This is a genomic window from Pseudomonas sp. FBF18 (assembly GCF_024261405.1).
Classification (GTDB): domain Bacteria; phylum Pseudomonadota; class Gammaproteobacteria; order Pseudomonadales; family Pseudomonadaceae; genus Aquipseudomonas; species Aquipseudomonas palmensis.
On sequence record NZ_QKRS01000001.1, the window covers coordinates 768,266 to 787,841 of the forward strand.

The window sequence follows — 19,576 nt, forward strand, 5'->3', positions numbered from 1 at the left end:
AGAAGGTTCGTCCCCTTCGTCTAGTGGCCTAGGACACCGCCCTTTCACGGCGGTAACAGGGGTTCGAGTCCCCTAGGGGACGCCAGTTTTACACAAGTGATGTTGCAAGACATCGCTGGGCCGCGAGGCTAGAAATCTGGGGCTATAGCTCAGCTGGGAGAGCGCCTGCATGGCATGCAGGAGGTCAGCGGTTCGATCCCGCTTAGCTCCACCAATTTTGCCAGGGTTCGTGAAAACGAGCCTGCACGAAGGTTACAAGTCCCCTTCGTCTAGTGGCCTAGGACACCGCCCTTTCACGGCGGTAACAGGGGTTCGAGTCCCCTAGGGGACGCCATTTTACCCGCTCTGCGGGATTTCAAGGCTCATTCGATTATTGAATGAGCCTTTTGTTTTTTCCCTCGAAAAAATCTCTTTCGCCCTTGGGCCGCAGGAGAAAGTGCTTGCCAATAAATATTATGAGCATAATATTAGCTCCATAATATTTGGAGGCCTGCCATGCACGACAAAAAAGCCCTGACCCGCCAGCGCATTTTGGATGCGGCGCGCAGTGCGCTGATCCTTAACGGCCCGGCCGACCCCAGTGTGCAGCAGGTGATGGGCGCTGCGGGGCTCACCGTGGGTGGGTTCTATGCGCATTTCGAGAACAAGGATGCGCTGATGCTCGAAGCCTTTTGCCAGTTGCTTGGCGAGCGCCGGGCCTTGCTGGCACAGGTCGACGCGTCGCTGGACGGGGAGGCGCGTCGTGCCCTGGTGGCGGCCTTCTACCTGTCGCGCAAACACCGCGATGCCGTCGACAGCGGCTGCCCGCTGCCCAGCTCTCTGGGCGAGATCAATCAGTTGCCGGCGACCTTTCGCGCGGTGCTGACCGAGCATATCGAGTTGATGATGGCCAACCTGGCCGACACCCCCGAAGACGCCGACAAAGTGCTGGCCGACCTGGCCCTGATGGTCGGCGGCCTGGCCCTGGCGCGAGCGCTGGGTACCAGCGAATTGTCCGACCGTGTGTTGCGTGCCGCCAAGTCCGCGGTGATCTGATCTGGAGCGACGTGATGAACAGCCTGAGCTGGATTCGTGGTATCAACGCCACTGTTGGACGCCTGGCACCCAATCGGGTGGCCGGGCAGATGCGCCAGGCCTTCATGAGCCCGCGCACCTTGCCGCCACGCGACTGGGAACTGCCGCTGCTGGCGCGTGCCGAGCGCATTACCCTGCGCTTTGGCCTGAGTGCGCTGCGCTGGGGGCAAGGCCCCACGGTGCTGCTGATGCACGGCTGGGAGGGGCGCCCCACCCAGTTCGCCCATCTGATCGAGGCCCTGGTGGCCGCCGGCTATTGTGCGGTGGCGCTCGAAGGGCCGGCCCACGGCCGCTCGCGTGGAAACAAGGCCAACGTGGTGTCGTTCGCCCACGCCTTGCTCGAGGCGGCCGGCGAGCTGGGCCCATTGCACGGGGTGATCGGCCATTCCATGGGCGGTGCCAGTACGCTGCTGGCCCTGCAGTGGGGGCTGCGTACCGAGGTGGCGGTGAGCATCGCCGCGCCGGCGCGCCTGCTCGAGGTGCTGCGCGGCATGGCGCGGCACCTGGGGTTGCCGGCGCGGGCGCGGGCAGCCTTCATTCGCCAGGTGGAGCGAGAGGTCGGGGTGCCGATCTCGCGCCTGGACGTGGCCGTCTACCAGCTGGAACTGCCCGGTTTCATCGTGCATGCCGAGGACGACCCGCTGGTCGCCGTCAGCGAGGCGCGGCTGATTCATCAGGCGTGGTTCGACAGCCAGCTGCTGCTGTTGCCCCAGGGCGGGCATATGCGTGTGCTGTCCGACCCGCAACTGGTCGACGGCGTGCTTGCGCTGCTGCAACGCAGTGCCCGGCCAGTGCGCCAATCGGCCTGAGCATCCGTTACACTCTGCCCGTTCACTACAGATCGGGAGCGGGCATGAGCTGGGATCGGGCAACGCCATTTACCATCGACCTGCAGGTCGGTGCCGAGGATATCGACGGCCTGGGGCACGCCAACAACGCGGTGTACGTCACCTGGCTCGAACGCTGCGCCTGGCGTCACTCCCAGCGCCTGGGGCTGGACCTGGCCGAGTACCGGCGCCTGGACCGCGCCATGGCCGTGGTGCGTCACGAGATCGATTACCTGGCCAGCGCCTATGAGGACGACATCCTGCAGTTGGCCACCTGGATCGTCGACTGGGACCAGCGCCTGAAGATGACCCGTCACTTCCAGCTGGTGCGACCAAGCGACGGCACCACCTTGCTGCGGGCGCAGACCACCTTCGTGTGCATCGAGCTGTCCACCGGCAAGCCCAGGCGCATGCCGGCAGAATTCATCGAGGGCTACGGCGCCGCGATGGCCGGAGCCCGATAAGTCACGGTTTTTGCTAGACTGCCGGCCTTTTTCGCGCGAGACCCACGCCATGCAAATTGCCTTGGCCCCCATGGAGGGGCTGGTCGACAACATCCTTCGCGACGTACTGACCCAGGTGGGCGGCATCGACTGGTGTGTCACCGAGTTCATTCGCGTGTGCGACCGGTTGCTGCCGGCGCATGTGTACGAGAAGCTGGCCCCGGAGCTTGGCCGCGGTGCGCAAACCGCCGCCGGCGTGCCTTTGCGTGTGCAGTTGCTGGGCTCCGACCCGGCATGCCTGGCCGATAACGCGGTGCTGGCCTGCGAGCTGGGGGCCCCCGTCATCGACCTCAATTTCGGTTGCCCGGCCAAGACCGTGAACAAGTCCCGCGGCGGCGCGGTACTGCTCAAGGAGCCCGAGCTGCTGCATGCCATCCTGCGCGAAGTGCGCCGGGCTGTGCCTGCGCATATCCCGGTCACCGCCAAGATGCGCCTGGGCTTCGACAGCCCGGACGGTGCGCTGGACTGCGCCCGCGCCCTGGCCGAAGGCGGTGCCGACCAGTTGGTGGTGCACGCACGCACCAAGGTCGACGGCTACAAGCCGCCGGCGCACTGGGAGTACGTGGCGCGGGTGCAGGAGGTGGTGAAGGTGCCGGTGTTCGCCAACGGCGAGGTGTGGACGCTGGAAGACTGGCGCCGCTGCCGCGAGGTCAGCGGCGTGGAGGACATCATGCTCGGTCGCGGCCTGGTGTCGCGCCCGGACCTGGCCCGGCAGATTGCCGCCGAGCGCCAGGGCATCGAGTTCGTGCCGCTGGACTGGCAGGCACTGCAACCGCTGCTGCAGGACTTCTGGGTGCAGGCCCGGGAACAGATGACCGAGCGTCAGGCACCGGGACGACTGAAGCAGTGGGTGGCGATGCTGACCCGTACCTACCCCGAAGCCACGGCACTGTTTACCGAACTGCGTCGCGAGACCGACTGTGATCGCGTGGCGCGGCTGCTGGGTATTCCGGTCAGCGAGGCGGCCTGAAAAAATTTTTGTGGTCGATGCTTGAAATGTTAGGGCGGGTCCTTATCTAGGGAGTACGCGATGCCGAAGTCGGGTCGCGCAATCACCAACTCGCTGATATTTCAGGAGATGTACCATGACTACCGCATTTTCTCTGGCTCCACTGTTCCGTCAATCCGTTGGCTTCGATCGTTTCAACGACCTGTTCGAATCCGCGGCACGTAGCGAGTCGGGTAGCACCTACCCACCCTACAATGTTGAAAAACATGGCGAAGACCACTACCGAATCGTCGTTGCTGCAGCTGGCTTCCAGGAAGAGGACCTCGACCTGCAAGTGGAAAAAGGCGTTCTGACCGTCAGTGGCGGCAAGCGTGACAGCAGTGGTGAAAGCGTCACCTACCTGCACCAGGGCATCGCCCAGCGGGCCTTCAAGTTGTCCTTCCGCCTGGCTGACCACATCGAAGTGAAGTCGGCGGGCCTGGCCAACGGTCTGCTCAGTGTCGATCTGCTGCGTGTTGTGCCTGAAGAAGCCAAGGCCAAGCGCATCCCGATCAACGGCGAGAAACCTGCGCTGAACTGAGTGTGGGCTGAGTGAAAGAGGGCACCTTCGGGTGCCCTTTTTTGTGCCCGGTTCGCGCGGCTCTTCACTGCAGGGGCCAGCCTTGCTGGCAACTGCCGTGCTGCGGTGTGTCAGTAGTCCGCCGGTGCCTGCAGCAGCATCGCCCTGAACTCGTTCAGCGGCAATGGCCGGCTGTGCAGGTACCCCTGGTACAGATGGCACCCCAGTCGCTCCAGAAACTCCAGTTGCTCCGACAGCTCCACCCCTTCGGCAATCACTGCCAGGTCCAGGCTTCTGGCCATGGCCACGATGGCCTTGACGATCTCTGCATCATTGGGGTCCAGCGGTGCATCGCGCACGAACGATTGGTCGATCTTCAGCGCATCCACCGGCAAGCGCTTGAGGTAGGTCAGCGACGAGTAGCCGGTGCCGAAGTCATCCATCGCAAAGCTCACCCCGAACGCCTTCAGCTCGCGCATCTTGCTGATGGTGTCCTCCAGGTTCTGGATCACGATGCCCTCGGTGATCTCCAGCTTGAGCATCTGGTAGGGCAGGCGGTAGTCGTCCAGGCTGCGCCGCACCCGCTCGACGAAATCGTTCTGGCGGAACTGGCGCGGGCTGATGTTCACGCACAGGCTGAAATCCATCGGATCGATCAGCCCGTCCTGCAGCATGCGCGAGCAGGCATCGCAGGCTTCGTCGAGTATCCAGCTGCCCACCTCCAGGATCAGCCCGCTTTCCTCCAGCACCTGGATGAACTGGCTGGGCGGCTGCTGGCCCAACAGCGGATGGTGCCAGCGCAGCAGCACCTCGGCCCCGACGATGCGGTTGTCACGGGCATCCACCTGGGGCTGGAAGTGCAGCGCCAGTTCGCCCCTGGCCAGGGCCATGCGCAGGTCGCTCTCCATGCGCAGGCGTTCACTGGCGGCCTTCTGCATGGTGGTGTGGAACAGTTGCGTGGTGTTGCGACCCGAATCCTTGGCGCGGTACAGCGCAATGTCGGCGCGCTTGAGCAGGTCGGCCGGCGTGGTGCCGTGGTCGGGGATCAGCGCCACGCCGATGCTGGGGGTTACCTGCAGGCGCTGGCCGTCCAGCGACATCGGCTCGGCCAGCAGCTCGCGCAAGGTGTCGGCCAGTTGGCGAACCTTGTCGGTGACCTCTTCGCGGCTGCCTTCCAGGCCGCTCAGCAGCACCACGAACTCGTCACCCCCCAGGCGCGCCACGGTGTCCTCCAGGCGCACGCTGGCTTCAAGCCGGGCTGTGATGATCTTGAGCACCGTATCGCCCACCGGGTGGCCCAGCGAGTCGTTGATGTGCTTGAAGTGGTCGAGGTCGAGGAACAGCAGGGCGCCGCGCAGGTTCTGGCGTTTGAGCAGGGCGATCTGCTGGCTCAGGCGATCCATCAGCAGGGCGCGGTTGGGCAGGTTGGTCAGCGGGTCGTGGTAGGCCAGGTGACGGATCTGCGCCTGGGCATTCTTGAGCTGGCTGACGTCGCGGGCAGTCAGCAGCAGGCAGTCTGTCTCGTTGAGGGTGATCGGCTCCATCGACACCTCCACGGTGAGGATTTCGCCGCGTTTGTTGCGCCCCAGCATTTCGCGGTGGTGCACCCGCCCGCGCTCACGCATTTCACCGAATAGCAGGGTCTGCTGCTTGTCGTCGGCCCACAACCCGATCTGAGCCATGCTCTGGCCGATCACCTCGTCGGCGCTGTAGCCGGTGAGCCGGCAGAAGCCGTCGTTCACCTCCAGGTAGCGGCCACTGTCGCGCTCGGTGATGGTGATGGCGTCGGGGCTGGAGTGGAAGGCCTTGGCGAACTTCTCCTCACTGGCCTTGAGTGCGGCTTCGCCGCGTTGCTGCTGGGTGATGTCGCGCAGGGTGGTGACGCTGCAGGGCTGGTTGTCGACCTTGATCAGGCGGCTGGAAATCACACAGGTCAGGGGCTGGCCATCCTTGTGATTGACCACCACCGCGACATTGTTCAACGCCTGGTCGCGAATCACCTGCTCGATACGTCGTGCGCGGGCGGCCGATTCGGCCCACAGCCCCAGTTGTTCGGCGGTACGACCCAGTACCTGGTCGGCGCACCAGCCGAAGGTCTGGGTGAACGCCTGGTTGATCTCGATGAACTGGCCGGTGTCCTGGCGGGTGACGCAGATGGGGTCGGGGCTGACCTGGAACAGGCTGGCGAACTTTTCCTCCGAGCTGGTCAGGCGCTGTTCGCGTTCAACCTGTTCGGTGATGTCCAGCAGGGTGCCGGCCATGCGCAGCGGGTTGCCCTGGTCGTCACGGTACAGCCGTGCGCGGCTCTCCAGGTAGCGTGAGGCGCCGTTTTCCAGCTGGATGCGGTAGGTGATCTGGTAGTTGCCCGCCGGGCCTTCGCGCAGGCTGCGATAGGCCTGGCGCATGCCGCTGCGCTCAAGCTCGGGCACACCTTCGAAAAACGCCTCGAACGACTCGTGGAACGGCACCGGCGCCAGGCCGTGCAGTTGTGCCGCGCGGGCCGAGCCGTACAGCATGCCGCTGGGGATGTGCCAGTCCCAGGTACCCAGCTGGGCAGAGTCCAGTGCCAGGTCCAGGCGCTCCTGGCTGTCCTTGAGGGCCTGTTCGGCACGCTTGCGCTCGCTGGTGTCTACGAAGGTGCTGAGCAGGTAGGTGACACCTTCGAGTTCGATGGCCTGGGTGCTGAGGATGCCATCGTGGACCTGCCCGCTGCTGGCGCGAAACTGCACTTCCAGGGTCACCGGGCCGTTGTTGCCGCTGGTGGCCTCCAGCACCTGGTCACGCTGCCTGGGGTTGGCCCACAGGCCCAGTTCCAGCGTGGTACGCCCGATCACCTGGGCGCCGGGCCAGCCAAGAATGTTCTCGAAGTGCTGGTTGACCTCATGGATCAGCCCGTCGGCGCGCCGGGTCAGCAGCACCACGTTCGGGCTCAGGTGAAAAAGCGTGGCAAAGCGCTTTTCGGAGTTGATCAGTGCGGTTTCGCGTTCGCGCTGGCGGGTGATCTCGCGCACCACCCCGATCATCTGCAGGCGCCCGTCGCGGTTGGTGGCCAGGCTGCCGTTCACTTCCAGCCAGTGCAGGCTGCCGTCCGGCCAGCGGATGCGATGGCGCAGGGCCTGGTCCACCGGCTCGCCGTTGAGCACTGCATGAAAGGCCTGGCGCATGCGCGCGCGGTCCTCTTCCGGCAGCAGGTCGAGGTAGTCGATGTCGTGGGTCAGCGGTTGATGCGGATCGAAGCCAAACAGTGCCTGGGTGCCTCGTGACCAGTTGATGCGCCCGCTGCCCACATCCCACACCCAGGCGCCAAGGTGCGCACCATTGAGCGCCGCGAGCAACTGCGGCGCACTCTCCCAGGCCTGTTCCAGCTCCTGGGGGTCTGCTGCGTGGATACGGGGAAGGCGCGCAAAACGATTGGCTGACTTGGGCATCGGTACCAGACCTTTGGCGGGTGATACGTCCTTGGTGGCGGGCCGCCCGGGGCAGGGGCGGGCTACGCCGGGCTTGCGTGACTGTCGAGCAGGGCCATGAAGGCTCTGGCCGCATTCGATAACGTTCGTTCCGTGTGCAGAATGTAGCCTAGCTGGCGCGACAGCTGTATGCCCGGCAAGTCGATGGATGCAACCTGCTCATCGAGCATTGTGCGCGGCAGCACACTCCAGGCCAGCCCGATCGACACCATCATCTTGATGGTTTCCAGGTAGTTGGTGCTCATGGCGATGTTGGGGACCAGGCCCTGGGCCTCGAACAGACGCTGCACAATATGGTGTGTGAAAGTGTTGCCGCCGGGGAACACGGCCGGGTGGTGGGCAATGTCCGCCAGGCCCACCGCGCCCTTGCAGGCCAGCGGGTGCTCGGGGGCGACCACGAAATCCAGCGGGTCGTCCCATACCGGCACCGCGCGCACCAGGCTGTGGGGCTCGGGGGCGAGGGTGATCACGGCGATTTCGGCGCGCCCGTGCAGAATTTCCTCGTAGGCCACTTCCGAGTCCAGAAACTGGATGTCCAGAGCCACCGCCGGGTACTGACGGGTAAACGCCCGCAACAGCGGCGGCAGGCGGTGCAGACCGATGTGATGGCTGGTGGCCAGGGTCAGTCGACCGCTGACCTCGCCCGTGAGGTTGGTCAGGGCCCGCCGGGTGTCGTCCAGCACGTTGAGGATCTGGTAGGCACGTGGCAGCAGGGCACGGCCGGCTTCGGTCAGGCTCACCTCGCGGCCAAGGCGGTCGAACAGGCGCACATCCAGCTGCTGCTCCAGCCCGGCAATGCGCTTGCTGATGGCCGGCTGGGTCAGGTGCAGGCGCTCGCCGGCACCGGAAAAGCTCCCGGTTTCAGCGATGGCGATGAAGGCACTAAGGTTGGCCAGGTCCACGGAATGAGTTCCTCGGGTTTGGATTCCTGAAAGTTATCCAAAGCATAAAAAATATGAATTTGAGTTATTCAATCTAACCCCATAGCATCGTCCGTACAAGCCAAGGGGTTATTGGCATAGAAAGACTGATGAGGAAAGTCTGATGGCTGGCAAAACGCTCTACGACAAGCTCTGGGATTCGCACTTGGTCAAGCAGCGCGACGACGGTTCGGCGCTGATCTATATCGACCGTCACATCATTCACGAAGTGACGTCGCCGCAGGCCTTCGAGGGGCTGCGCCTGGCCAACCGCAAACCCTGGCGCATCGATGCCAACATCGCCACCCCCGACCACAACGTGCCCACCACGCCAGAGCGCAAGGGCGGCATCGAGGCCATCGCCGACCAGGTGTCGCGCCTGCAGGTGCAGACCCTCGACGAAAACTGTGACGAGTACGGCATCACCGAATTCAAGATGAACGATGTGCGCCAGGGCATCGTCCACGTCATCGGCCCGGAGCAGGGTGCCACCTTGCCCGGCATGACCGTGGTCTGCGGCGACTCGCACACCTCCACCCACGGCGCGTTCGGCGCCCTGGCCCACGGCATCGGCACCTCCGAGGTCGAGCACGTGCTCGCTACCCAGTGCCTGGTGGCCAAGAAGATGAAGAACATGCTGGTGCGCGTCGAAGGGCAATTGCCGTTCGGCGTCACTGCCAAGGACATCGTGCTGGCCGTGATCGGCAAGATCGGGACCGCCGGCGGTAACGGGCATGCCATCGAGTTTGCCGGCAGCGCCATTCGCGAGTTGTCGGTCGAAGGCCGCATGACCATCTGCAACATGTCCATCGAGGCCGGTGCGCGGGTGGGCCTGGTGGCCACCGACGAGAAGACCGTTGCCTACGTCAAGGGTCGTCCGTATGCGCCCAAGGGCGAGCAGTGGGACCTGGCCGTCGAAGCCTGGAAAGACCTGGTGTCCGACAGCGACGCGGTGTTCGACACCGTGGTCGAGCTGGACGCGGCGCAGATCAAGCCGCAGGTCAGCTGGGGCACCTCGCCCGAGATGGTGCTGGCGGTCGACCAGCGCGTGCCGGACCCGGCTGCCGAGGCCGACCTGGTCAAGCGCGGTTCCATCGAACGCGCGCTCAAGTACATGGGCCTGAACGCCAACCAGGCGATCACCGACATTCAGCTCGACCGCGTGTTCATCGGTTCGTGCACCAACTCGCGCATCGAAGACCTGCGCGCCGCGGCCGTGATCGCCAAGGGCCGCAAGGTGGCCTCGACCATCAAGCAGGCCATCGTGGTGCCGGGCTCGGGCCTGGTCAAGGCGCAGGCCGAGCAGGAAGGCCTGGACAAGATCTTCCTCGAGGCCGGTTTCGAATGGCGTGAGCCGGGCTGCTCGATGTGCCTGGCGATGAACCCGGACCGCCTCGAAAGTGGCGAGCATTGCGCCTCCACCTCCAACCGCAACTTCGAGGGGCGCCAGGGCGCCGGTGGGCGTACCCACCTGGTAAGCCCGGCAATGGCGGCGGCTGCCGCAGTAACCGGTCGTTTTGTCGATGTACGCGAGTTGATCCAAGGGAGCGCAGCATGAAAGCCTTTACCCAGCACACCGGCCTGGTCGCCCCGTTGGACCGTGCCAACGTCGACACCGACCAGATCATCCCCAAGCAGTTCTTGAAGTCGATCAAGCGCACCGGGTTCGGCCCGAACCTGTTCGACGAATGGCGTTACCTGGACGTGGGTCAGCCCTACCAGGACAACAGCAAGCGCCCGCTGAACCAGGATTTCGTGCTCAACCATGCGCGTTACCAGGGGGCCAGCGTGTTGCTGGCGCGGGAGAACTTCGGTTGCGGTTCGAGCCGCGAGCATGCGCCTTGGGCGCTGGAAGAGTACGGCTTTCGCAGCATCATTGCGCCCAGCTACGCCGACATCTTCTTCAACAACAGCTTCAAGAACGGCTTGCTGCCGATCATCCTCGGCGACGAGGAAGTCGACGAGCTGTTCAAGCAGGTTGAGGCGGACCCGGGCTACCAGCTGACCATCGACCTGCAGGCGCAGACCGTGACGCGGCCGGACGGCAAGGTGCTCCACTTCGAGATCGACGCGTTCCGCAAGCATTGCCTGCTCAACGGCCTGGATGACATCGGCCTGACCTTGCAGGATGGCGATGCGATTGCAGCGTTTGAAGCCCGGCACCGTGCTAGCCAGCCCTGGTTGTTTCGCGACGCCTGAATGATGCAGTGATGTGCCGGCCAAGCCGCCCCAGGAGATCCATGATGACCCGCAGCACCGCCCACACCGAAGTCGTCCAGCGCCAGTTCGGCGAACAAGCCTCTGCCTACCTGAGCAGCGCCGTGCATGCCCAGGGTAGCGAATTCGCCCTGCTGCAGGCCGAGCTTGCCGGGCACGCCGACGCCCGCCTGCTGGACCTTGGCTGCGGTGCCGGTCACGTGAGCTTCCATGTCGCCCCGCTGGTGGCCGAAGTGGTCGCCTATGACCTGTCACAGCAGATGCTCGACGTGGTCGGCGCCGCCGCCATCGAGCGTGGTTTGAACAACATCGTCACCGAGCGTGGCGCCGCCGAGCGCCTGCCGTTCGCCGACGCCTCGTTCGATTTCGTCTTCAGCCGCTACTCGGCGCACCACTGGAGCGACCTGGGCCTGGCCCTGCGCGAGGTGCGCCGGGTGCTCAAGCCCGGCGGCGTGGCGGCGTTCGTCGACGTCATGTCGCCGGGCAGCCCGCTGCTCGACACCTACCTGCAAAGCGTCGAAGTACTGCGCGACACCAGCCACGTGCGCGATTATTCTGCCGGCGAGTGGCTGCAACAGGTCAGCGAAGCCGGCCTGTGCACCCGCAGCCACACGCGCCAGCGCCTGCGCCTGGAATACACCTCGTGGGTGGAGCGCATGCGCACCCCCGAGCCGATGCGTGCGGCGATTCGCCAGTTGCAGCAGGCGATGGGCGACGAAGTTCGCCAGCATTACCAGATAGAAGCCGATGGCTCCTTCAGCACCGACGTGATCGTGCTCTGGGCCCAACGCTGAGTTTCCCCCGGTACGCCAGTGCGGCGCACCGCTTGAATTGAATGATGAGGAACCCATGAGCAAGCAGATTCTGATTCTCCCAGGTGATGGCATCGGCCCGGAAATCATGGCCGAGGCGGTCAAGGTGCTGGAACTGGCCAACGACAAGTTCCAGCTCGGCTTCAGCCTGGCGCACGATGTGATCGGTGGCGCGGCCATCGACAAGCACGGCGTGCCGCTGGCCGACGAGACCCTGGAGCGTGCGCGCCAGGCCGACGCCGTGCTGCTGGGCGCGGTGGGCGGGCCGAAGTGGGACAAGATCGAGCGTGATATCCGCCCTGAGCGCGGCCTGCTGAAAATCCGTTCGCAACTGGGCCTGTTCGCCAACCTGCGTCCGGCCATTCTCTACCCGCAGCTGGCCGATGCGTCCTCGCTCAAGCCAGAAATCGTCGCCGGCCTGGATATCCTGATCGTGCGCGAGCTGACCGGCGGCATCTACTTCGGTGCGCCGCGCGGCACCCGCGAACTGGAAGGCGGCGAGCGCCAGGCCTACGACACCCTGCCGTACAGCGAGAGCGAAATCCGCCGCATCGCCCGTGTCGGTTTCGACATGGCCCGCGTGCGCGGCAAGAAGCTGTGCTCGGTGGACAAGGCCAATGTGCTCGCCTCCAGCCAGCTGTGGCGTGAAATCGTCGAGGACGTGGCCAAGGACTACGCGGATGTCGAGCTCAGCCACATGTACGTCGACAACGCCGCCATGCAACTGGTGCGCGCGCCCAAGCAGTTCGACGTGATGGTCACCGACAACATGTTCGGCGACATCCTGTCGGATGAGGCTTCCATGCTCACCGGTTCCATCGGCATGCTGCCGTCGGCGTCACTGGATGCCAACAACAAGGGCATGTACGAGCCGTGCCACGGTTCGGCCCCGGACATCGCCGGGCAAGGCATCGCCAACCCGCTGGCGACCATCCTGTCGGTATCGATGATGCTGCGTTACAGCTTCAACCAGCAGGCGGCGGCCGAGGCCATCGAACAGGCCGTGAGCCTGGTGCTGGATCAGGGCCTGCGCACCGGCGACATCTGGTCGGCGGGCTGCAGCAAGGTAGGTACGCAGGAAATGGGCGACGCAGTAGTCGCAGCGCTGCGGAATCTGTAATCTCTCGGGCCCGCCGCTGGTTTCTTCCAGGCGGCGGCCCACTTTTAGCGAAGGTGTAGTTGCGATGAAACGTGTAGGTCTGATCGGTTGGCGCGGTATGGTCGGTTCCGTGCTCATGCAGCGGATGCTCGAAGAGCAGGATTTCGATCTGATCGAGCCGGTGTTCTTCACTACCTCCAATGTCGGGGGCCAGGGGCCATCCGTGGGCAAGGACATTGCTCCGCTCAAGGATGCGTACAGCATTGAAGAGCTCAAGACCCTCGATGTGATCCTGACCTGCCAGGGTGGCGACTACACCAACGAGGTGTTCCCCAAGCTGCGCGAAGCCGGCTGGCAGGGTTACTGGATCGATGCCGCTTCCAGCCTGCGCATGCAGGATGACGCGGTCATCGTGCTGGACCCGGTCAACCGCAAGGTCATCGACCAGCAGCTGGACGCCGGCACCAAGAACTACATCGGTGGCAACTGCACCGTCAGCCTGATGCTGATGGGCCTGGGCGGCCTGTTCGAAGCCGGCCTGGTCGAATGGATGAGCGCCATGACCTACCAGGCGGCCTCCGGCGCCGGCGCGCAGAACATGCGCGAGCTGATCAAGCAGATGGGCGCTACCCATGCGGCGGTTGCCGATGACCTGGCCAACCCGGCGGCGGCCATCCTCGACATCGACCGCAAGGTTGCCGAGGCCATGCGCAGCGACGCCTACCCGACCGAGAACTTCGGCGTGCCGCTGGCCGGCAGCCTGATCCCGTGGATCGACAAGGAGCTGCCCAACGGGCAGAGCCGTGAAGAGTGGAAGGCCCAGGCCGAGACCAACAAGATCCTGGGTCGTTTCAAGAACCCGATCCCGGTCGACGGCATCTGCGTGCGCATCGGTGCCATGCGTTGCCACAGCCAGGCGCTGACCATCAAGCTGAACAAGGACGTGCCGATCGCCGACATCGAAGGCATGATCAGCCAGCACAACCCCTGGGTGAAGCTGGTGCCGAACCAGCGCGAGATCAGCATGCAGGAGCTGAGCCCGACCAACGTCACCGGCACGCTGAACATCCCGGTAGGGCGTCTGCGCAAGCTGAACATGGGGTCGCAGTACCTGGGCGCCTTCACCGTGGGCGACCAGCTGCTGTGGGGCGCGGCCGAGCCGCTGCGTCGCATGCTGCGGATCCTGCTGGAGCGTTGATCGCTGCTGCGCGGTAGAACAGGCCCCCTCGTCTTGCGACGCAGGGGGCTTTTTTGTGGTGGCCTGATGCCTTTGCCGGCACCGGGTGGTCTCGCTGCGGCAATCCGAGTAAAGTGCCGCTCCCCCCGTTCTGCCAGAGGCACTGTCCATGACTCAGACCTACGATATCGCCGTGATCGGCGCCACCGGCACCGTCGGCGAGACCCTGGTGCAAATCCTCGAGGAGCGCGATTTTCCCCTGGGCACCCTGCACCTGCTGGCCAGCAACGAGTCGGCGGGCAGCTCGGTGAACTACCGTGGCAAGAACCTGCGCGTGCGCGAAGTCGATGCCTTCGACTTCAGCCAGGTCAAGCTGGCGTTCTTCGCCGCAGGCCCTGCGGTTACCCGCAGTTTCGCCGCCAAGGCGCGTGCCGCCGGGTGTGCGGTGATCGATCTGTCCGGCGCGCTGTCGGCCGAACAGGTGGCAGCAGTGGTGCCCGAGGCCAATCCACAGGCCATCGACAGTCAGAGCCTGCCCGTGCAACTGGTCAGCCCGAGCGCTGCCGCGGTTGCCCTGGCGGTGGTGCTGGCCCCGCTCAAGCACCTGCTGGAACTGGAACGGGTCAACGTGACGGCGTGCATGGCGGTGTCGGCCCAGGGCCGCGAGGCGGTGGGCGAACTGGCCCGGCAAACTGCCGAGTTGCTCAATGCGCGTCCGCTGGAGCCGCGCTTCTTCGATCGCCAGGTGGCGTTCAACCTGCTGGCCCAGGTGGGCACCAGCGACAGCGAGGGCCATGGCGCGCTGGAGCGTCGCCTGGTGAGTGAGCTGCGCGAGTTGCTTGGCCTGCCTTCGCTGAAGATTTCCGTGACCTGTGTTCAAGTCCCGGTGTTTTTCGGCGATAGCTACACTGTGGCCGTGCACAGTCGCAAGGCGGTCGATCTGGCGGCGGTGAACGCCGTGCTGGAGCACGCCGACAGTGTCGAACTGGTGGAGGCGGGTGACTACCCGACCCCGGTCGGTGATGCGGTGGCCCAGGATGTGGTGTATGTCGGGCGGGTGCGTGGCGGTGTCGACGAGGCCGAACAGCTCAATCTCTGGCTGACCACCGACAACGTGCGCAAAGGCGCGGCGTTGAACGCCGTACAGCTGGCGGAGTTGTTGATAAAACACCTTGCGTAAAAGATACTTGGCGACGATTTGCACATTGTTTCTGAAATACTGGAAGTGAGCGGCCGTCACGCGCTTGCGGGGCACCTTGCCAACATGATCCGGTGGTCATGCCAGTCAAATGCCTCACGGCGGTTTTTCACTTTCTTCTCGGTAGCCGGGGAAGGTTCATACAAAGGATGAGGTCATGCTTCGAATTCGCAAACTGGTGTTAGCAATAGCCGCGGCATCGGCGCTGTCCTCGGGTATGGCGCATGCGCTGGGGCTGGGCGAGCTGACCCTCAAGTCGGGGCAGAACCAGCCGCTGGATGCCGAGATCGAATTGCTCGATGTGCGTGACCTCACTCCCGCCGAAGTGGTGCCCAGCCTGGCGCCGGCCGAAGAGTTCAGCAAGGCCGGGGTCGAACGCCAGGCGTACCTCAACGACCTGACCTTCACCCCGGTGATCAACCCCAGTGGCAAGAGCGTGCTGCGGGTGACCTCCAGCCAGCCGCTGCCGGCCCCTATGGTCAAGTTCCTGGTGCAGGTGATGTGGCCCCAGGGCCGCCTGCTGCGCGACTACAGCGTACTGATCGACGCCTCCAAATTCTCTCCCGAAGCGGCCCAGGCGGCTTCGGGCGTCACCCCTGCGGTGACCGCGCCCGCCCGCCACACCACCGTGCGTCGCGACACTTTGTGGCAGATTGCCGCCAAGGCGCGCCAGGGTGGATCGGTGCAGCAGACCATGCTGGCGATCCAGGCGCTCAACCCCGATGCCTTCTACAACGGCAACATCAACCAGCTCAAGGTTGGCCAGGTACTGCGCCTGCCCGACCAGCAGCAGATCGCCGCCATCCCCCAGGGTCAGGCTGTCAAGGAAGTGGCCGAGCAGTATGCGGCCTGGCGTGAGGGGCGCCGTCTGGGCCCGCGTGCGCGCCAGCTCGACGCCACCCGGCGTGACGCGGCCGGCGCCGCCCCGGCGCGTATCGCCCAGCAGGACAACCTCAAGCTGGTGGCACCCGGCGGCAAAGGTGCGGCCGGCGACAGCAAGGCCCTGGCCGACAAGCTGGCGATGGCCGAAGAGAGCCTCGACACCACCCGGCGTGACAACGCCGAGCTGAAAAGCCGTGTGGCGGATCTGCAGAGCCAGCTGGACAAGCTGCAGCGCCTGATCGAACTGAAGAACGACCAGCTGGCGCGCCTGGAAGCCCAGAGCGCCGCGCCGGCGAGCGTGCCTGCGCCCGAGCAGCCGGCGATCGATGCCCAGTTGCAGCAGGCGGTACCGAGCGAAGCGGTGGTGTCCCCGGCGCCGGCTGCCGTGGATACCGCGCCGGTGGCCGAAACGCCGCCGGCTGCCGTTACCCCGAGCGATTCGGACAAGATGCTCGACGACCTGCTGGGCAACAGCTGGCTGCTGGCGCTGATCGCAGGTTCAGCCTTGCTGGTGCTGTTGTTGCTTCTGCTGCTGTTGGCGCGCAAGCGTCGTGCCCAGCAGGAGGCTGAAAAGCACATGCGCATGGCGCGAGCCCTGGCCGAGGAAAGCGACCTGGGCCTGGGGCCGGACATGGACCTGCCGCAAAGCAGTTTCGAGGGCCTGGAGGTCTCCGCGCCGAGCGTGACCCTGGCGCCGGGTGTGGTGGCGGCCTCCGCTGCAGCGGCTGCGGCTGCCGAGGTAGCACCCGCCTACGACAGGCTTGACCCGGAGTCCGAGCTGGAGCTGGAGCCGGAATTCGAGCCCAAGCCGGCCCCCGTGGTCGAGCCCGCGCCCGAGCCGGTAGAGGTTCCGTCTCCGGCCCCGGCTGCGGTGGTGGCACCGGCCGTCATCGCGGCTGCCGTGCAGGCACCGGCCGAGGACGCCCCCGCGCCAAATGACGATGCCCTGCTGGCGGAAGTCGACCTGAGCATTGCCCGCGGTCGTCTGAACCATGCCGCCGAGCTGCTGGAGCCTGCGGTGGAGCAGGCCCCCGAGCGTGCCGACCTGCGCCTGAAGCTGATGGAAGTCTATGCCCGCCAGGGCGACCGTGACGCCTTTGTCGGCCACGAGCGCCAACTGGTTGCCAATGGTCAGAACCACGCCGATGTCGAGTCGCTCAAGCAGCGTTACCCGGCCATGCTCGGCGTGGCCGCAGCGGGCGTCAGCGCTGCGGCCCTGGCCGCCGAGCTGGATGCCCAGTATGTGCAGGACCTGCTGCAGGACGACCCGCAGCCCGCGCCGGAAATCGAGTTGCCGGGCGAAGACGACCTGGACAGCGCCTTCGACCTGAGCCTGGATGACCTGGAGGGGTTGGAAGGCCTTGAAGACCTCGAAGGTCTCGAGGGCCTGGCAGACCTGCAGATCGATGATCCGCAGGCGCCGCAGGCCACGCCGCCTGCCGATATCGCGGCGCTCGACGACCTCGATTTCGATACCCTGCTGCAAGAGCAGACCCAGGCCCAGGCCCAGGCCCAGGCCGAGACGCCAGCGCCGCAAGTGCCCGACGTGCAGGAGCAGGCAGTGACTGAAGTGCCGGCCGAGACGCCCGCCGAGGTGCCTGCCGAGCCGATGCCCGAACCTGCACCGGTCGAGCCCGAGCCAATCCTGGATGACCTGTCCGACTTCGACCTCGACATGGGCGCCGACCTTGCGCCACCGGCGCCTGAAGCTGCACCCGCCGCTACGCCTGAAGCGCCACTGGATATCGAGGCCCAGTTGGCCGCGTTCGATGACTCACTGGGGCTGGACGACAGCTTCCCGGACCTGGCCGATGATTTCGACCTGTCCCTGGCCGACGAGCCGGACCCGCTGGACGCCAGCTTTGCCGCCGAGCTGGACGACGTCAACGCCGAGCTCGACAAGCTCTCGCAGAACCTCGAGCAGCCTTCCATCGCGCCGCACTTCACCGCCGAGGACGCCTCCGACCTGATGCTCGACGAGCCGGAGTTCGACTACCTCTCCGGTACCGACGAAGCCGCCACCAAGCTCGATCTGGCACGTGCCTACATCGACATGGGCGACAACGACGGCGCCCGCGAGATACTCGACGAAGTGATGAAGGAAGGTACCGAGACCCAGCGCAAGGAAGCCATCGAACTGCGTTCGCGGATGAGCTGAACGCCCACCTGAAAGGCCAACGGCAGCCCTCGTGGCTGCCGTTGTCGTTATAATCCGCGCCATTGCGTAAACCGACAGGCTGTATCCCCTTGGAAATCATCGATAACGCCGCAGCCGAAATGGCCGCCGAAGGCTTTTTCAGAATCGCGCTGGGCGTGGAATACAAAGGCACCCGCTACCGTGGCTGGCAACGCCAGGCCAGTGGCGTGCCGAGCGTGCAGCAGACCCTCGAGGAGGCGCTGTCGAAGGTCGCCGACTCGCCAGTGTCGCTGCAGTGCGCCGGGCGTACCGATGCCGGCGTGCATGCCAGCGGCCAGGTGGTGCATTTCGACACGCGGGCGGTGCGCAGCATGAAGGCCTGGACCATGGGCGCCAACATCAACCTGCCGCATGACGTCAGCGTGTCGTGGGCCAGGCAGATGCCGGCGCACTTTCACGCGCGCTTCAAGGCCATTGCCCGGCGCTACCGCTATGTGATCTACAACGACCAGATCCGCCCGGCGCACCTGGGCGACCAGGTCACCTGGAATCACCGCCCGCTCGATGCCGGGCGCATGGCCGAAGCCGCAGCCTACCTGGTGGGCACCCATGACTTCAGCGCCTACCGCGCCGGCCAGTGCCAGGCCAAGTCGCCGATCAAGCAGATCCATCACCTGCGGGTGAGCCGGCATGGGCGCATGATCGTGCTGGATATCCGTGCCAGCGCCTTCCTGCATCACATGGTGCGCAACATTGCCGGCGTGCTGATGACCATCGGCGCCGGCGAGCGTCCGCCCGAGTGGGCCAGGGAAGTGCTCGAAAGCCGCGTGCGTCGTACCGGCGGGGTGACCGCGCACCCGTTCGGGCTGTACCTGGTGCAGGTGGAATACCATGACGAGTTCGAACTGCCCGAGCGTTTCATCGGGCCACATTTCCTTACGGGTTACGAGTCGTTGACGGCTGACGGCCCGCAAGGCATTTGCTAACATCCGGAGCTTTCCGGTTCAGCTGAGGTTCACAGGCCATGTCCGCCGTTCGCAGCAAGATCTGCGGGATTACCCGCATCGAGGATGCGCTGGCCGCGGCCGAGGCGGGCGCCGACGCCATCGGGCTGGTGTTCTACGCCAGAAGTCCGCGGGCGGTGAATGTGCAGCAGGCGCGGGCGATCATCGCTGCACTGCCGCCCTTCGTCACCACCGTGGGCCTGTTCGTCAACGCCAGCCGCTGTGAGCTCAACGAGATCCTCGACGCCGTGCCGCTGGACCTGCTGCAGTTTCATGGCGACGAAACCCCGGCCGACTGCGACGGCTACCACCGTCCCTGGATCAAGGCCCTGCGGGTTCGCCCCGGGGATGACCTGGAGGCCGGCTGCCAGCAGTACGCCAAGGCCAGCGGCATCCTCCTCGACACTTTCGTGGCCGGCGTTCCGGGCGGAACCGGCGAGGCGTTCGACTGGTCCCTGATACCCGAGCACCTGAGCAAGCCGATCATCCTGGCTGGCGGCCTCTCGGCCGACAATGTCGGGGCGGCCATCGCCCAGGTGCGTCCTTACGCAGTGGACGTCAGTGGTGGGGTGGAGCAGGCCAAGGGCATCAAGGACCCGGCCCGCATCGAGGCGTTCATGCGCGCGGTGCGCCAGGCGTGAGGGGCGGGCGAATGCTCGATGTGACGGCTGGCGGTGCGCCATCGTCCATAGCTTTCGCAGCCCGTTGCTGCCGGATCGCGCCCACGGGCCGATCGAAATTACCGGGTGGC

16 protein-coding genes and 3 tRNA genes are annotated in these 19,576 nt (G+C 65.3%); 17 read left to right on the plus strand and 2 right to left on the minus strand.

Features of this window, described 5'->3' with window-relative positions; genetic code table 11:
- The first annotated feature begins 9 nt into the window (after positions 1-9).
- From DN387_RS03665 to DN387_RS03700, 8 genes are all read left to right on the plus strand, one after another.
- Positions 10-85: transfer RNA gene (locus tag DN387_RS03665), tRNA-Glu, on the plus strand.
- 53 nt (positions 86-138) lie between these two features.
- Positions 139-214 (plus strand) — tRNA-Ala (locus DN387_RS03670).
- A gap of 44 nt (positions 215-258) precedes the next feature.
- Positions 259-334 (plus strand) — tRNA-Glu (locus DN387_RS03675).
- Between the two features lie 161 nt (positions 335-495).
- The gene (locus tag DN387_RS03680) at positions 496-1,035 is read left to right on the plus strand and encodes a TetR/AcrR family transcriptional regulator (RefSeq protein WP_054916656.1); all 540 of its coding nucleotides are present in this window, start codon (positions 496-498) and stop codon (positions 1,033-1,035) included.
- A gap of 14 nt (positions 1,036-1,049) precedes the next feature.
- The gene (locus DN387_RS03685; protein ID WP_043862860.1) at positions 1,050-1,883 is read left to right on the plus strand and encodes an alpha/beta fold hydrolase; all 834 of its coding nucleotides are present in this window, start codon (positions 1,050-1,052) and stop codon (positions 1,881-1,883) included.
- Positions 1,884-1,927: 44 nt separating this feature from the next.
- A complete protein-coding gene (locus DN387_RS03690; protein WP_043862859.1) occupies positions 1,928-2,365 on the plus strand; it encodes a thioesterase family protein in 438 nt (145 codons plus the stop codon).
- A gap of 49 nt (positions 2,366-2,414) precedes the next feature.
- A complete protein-coding gene (locus DN387_RS03695; protein ID WP_054916655.1) occupies positions 2,415-3,374 on the plus strand; it encodes a tRNA-dihydrouridine synthase in 960 nt (319 codons plus the stop codon).
- Positions 3,375-3,489: 115 nt separating this feature from the next.
- Positions 3,490-3,933 (plus strand): Hsp20 family protein, encoded by a 444-nt coding sequence (locus DN387_RS03700; protein WP_043862857.1) that lies wholly within the window; start codon positions 3,490-3,492, stop codon positions 3,931-3,933.
- Between the two features lie 110 nt (positions 3,934-4,043).
- On the opposite strand, the gene DN387_RS03705 is transcribed toward DN387_RS03700, so the two are convergent.
- Together DN387_RS03705 and DN387_RS03710 are read right to left on the minus strand one after the other, a co-directional pair.
- Positions 4,044-7,340, minus strand: a complete 3,297-nt coding sequence (locus tag DN387_RS03705; protein ID WP_054916654.1) for a PAS domain S-box protein — start codon at positions 7,338-7,340, stop codon at positions 4,044-4,046.
- Positions 7,341-7,402: 62 nt separating this feature from the next.
- Positions 7,403-8,281: a LysR family transcriptional regulator gene (locus DN387_RS03710; protein WP_043862855.1), complete on the minus strand. Its 879-nt coding sequence runs from the start codon at positions 8,279-8,281 to the stop codon at positions 7,403-7,405.
- Positions 8,282-8,423: 142 nt separating this feature from the next.
- Between DN387_RS03710 and leuC the strand changes: the two genes are divergently transcribed.
- The 9 genes from leuC to DN387_RS03755 all read left to right on the plus strand — a co-directional run bounded on the left by leuC (position 8,424) and on the right by DN387_RS03755 (position 19,466).
- Entirely contained in the window at positions 8,424-9,857 is a 1,434-nt protein-coding gene (leuC, locus tag DN387_RS03715; protein ID WP_043862854.1) for a 3-isopropylmalate dehydratase large subunit, read from the plus strand.
- Positions 9,854-10,498, plus strand: a complete 645-nt coding sequence (gene leuD / locus DN387_RS03720) for a 3-isopropylmalate dehydratase small subunit (protein ID WP_043862853.1) — start codon at positions 9,854-9,856, stop codon at positions 10,496-10,498. Before leuC ends, leuD begins: the two co-directional genes overlap by 4 nt.
- A 44-nt stretch (positions 10,499-10,542) precedes the next feature.
- Positions 10,543-11,310, plus strand: coding sequence for a class I SAM-dependent methyltransferase (locus DN387_RS03725; RefSeq protein ID WP_043862852.1), 768 nt, complete (start codon positions 10,543-10,545; stop codon positions 11,308-11,310).
- 55 nt (positions 11,311-11,365) lie between these two features.
- Positions 11,366-12,448 (plus strand): 3-isopropylmalate dehydrogenase, encoded by a 1,083-nt coding sequence (gene leuB, locus DN387_RS03730; protein ID WP_043862851.1) that lies wholly within the window; start codon positions 11,366-11,368, stop codon positions 12,446-12,448.
- 64 nt (positions 12,449-12,512) lie between these two features.
- The gene (gene asd, locus DN387_RS03735) at positions 12,513-13,625 is read left to right on the plus strand and encodes an aspartate-semialdehyde dehydrogenase (protein ID WP_043862850.1); all 1,113 of its coding nucleotides are present in this window, start codon (positions 12,513-12,515) and stop codon (positions 13,623-13,625) included.
- A 148-nt stretch (positions 13,626-13,773) separates the two neighbouring features.
- Positions 13,774-14,784, plus strand: a complete 1,011-nt coding sequence (locus DN387_RS03740; RefSeq protein WP_043862849.1) for an aspartate-semialdehyde dehydrogenase — start codon at positions 13,774-13,776, stop codon at positions 14,782-14,784.
- Between the two features lie 175 nt (positions 14,785-14,959).
- Positions 14,960-17,842 (plus strand): FimV/HubP family polar landmark protein, encoded by a 2,883-nt coding sequence (locus DN387_RS03745; RefSeq protein WP_054916653.1) that lies wholly within the window; start codon positions 14,960-14,962, stop codon positions 17,840-17,842.
- A 119-nt stretch (positions 17,843-17,961) separates the two neighbouring features.
- Positions 17,962-18,807, plus strand: a complete 846-nt coding sequence (truA, locus tag DN387_RS03750; protein ID WP_054916657.1) for a tRNA pseudouridine(38-40) synthase TruA — start codon at positions 17,962-17,964, stop codon at positions 18,805-18,807.
- 38 nt (positions 18,808-18,845) lie between these two features.
- Positions 18,846-19,466 carry a phosphoribosylanthranilate isomerase gene (locus tag DN387_RS03755; protein WP_054916652.1) on the plus strand — a complete coding sequence of 207 codons (621 nt, stop codon included), beginning with the start codon at positions 18,846-18,848 and terminating at the stop codon, positions 19,464-19,466.
- Positions 19,467-19,576 lie beyond the last annotated feature (110 nt).

Coding starts and splice junctions, on each gene's coding strand:
- DN387_RS03680 (WP_054916656.1), top strand. CDS start 496: ATGCACGACAAAAAAGCCCTGACCCGCCAGCGCATTTTGGATGCGGCG.
- DN387_RS03685 (WP_043862860.1), top strand. CDS start 1,050: ATGAACAGCCTGAGCTGGATTCGTGGTATCAACGCCACTGTTGGACGC.
- DN387_RS03690 (WP_043862859.1), top strand. CDS start 1,928: ATGAGCTGGGATCGGGCAACGCCATTTACCATCGACCTGCAGGTCGGT.
- DN387_RS03695 (WP_054916655.1), top strand. CDS start 2,415: ATGCAAATTGCCTTGGCCCCCATGGAGGGGCTGGTCGACAACATCCTT.
- DN387_RS03700 (WP_043862857.1), top strand. CDS start 3,490: ATGACTACCGCATTTTCTCTGGCTCCACTGTTCCGTCAATCCGTTGGC.
- DN387_RS03705 (WP_054916654.1), bottom strand. CDS start 7,340: ATGCCCAAGTCAGCCAATCGTTTTGCGCGCCTTCCCCGTATCCACGCA.
- leuC (WP_043862854.1), top strand. CDS start 8,424: ATGGCTGGCAAAACGCTCTACGACAAGCTCTGGGATTCGCACTTGGTC.
- leuD (WP_043862853.1), top strand. CDS start 9,854: ATGAAAGCCTTTACCCAGCACACCGGCCTGGTCGCCCCGTTGGACCGT.
- DN387_RS03725 (WP_043862852.1), top strand. CDS start 10,543: ATGACCCGCAGCACCGCCCACACCGAAGTCGTCCAGCGCCAGTTCGGC.
- leuB (WP_043862851.1), top strand. CDS start 11,366: ATGAGCAAGCAGATTCTGATTCTCCCAGGTGATGGCATCGGCCCGGAA.
- asd (WP_043862850.1), top strand. CDS start 12,513: ATGAAACGTGTAGGTCTGATCGGTTGGCGCGGTATGGTCGGTTCCGTG.
- DN387_RS03740 (WP_043862849.1), top strand. CDS start 13,774: ATGACTCAGACCTACGATATCGCCGTGATCGGCGCCACCGGCACCGTC.
- DN387_RS03745 (WP_054916653.1), top strand. CDS start 14,960: ATGCTTCGAATTCGCAAACTGGTGTTAGCAATAGCCGCGGCATCGGCG.
- truA (WP_054916657.1), top strand. CDS start 17,962: ATGGCCGCCGAAGGCTTTTTCAGAATCGCGCTGGGCGTGGAATACAAA.
- DN387_RS03755 (WP_054916652.1), top strand. CDS start 18,846: ATGTCCGCCGTTCGCAGCAAGATCTGCGGGATTACCCGCATCGAGGAT.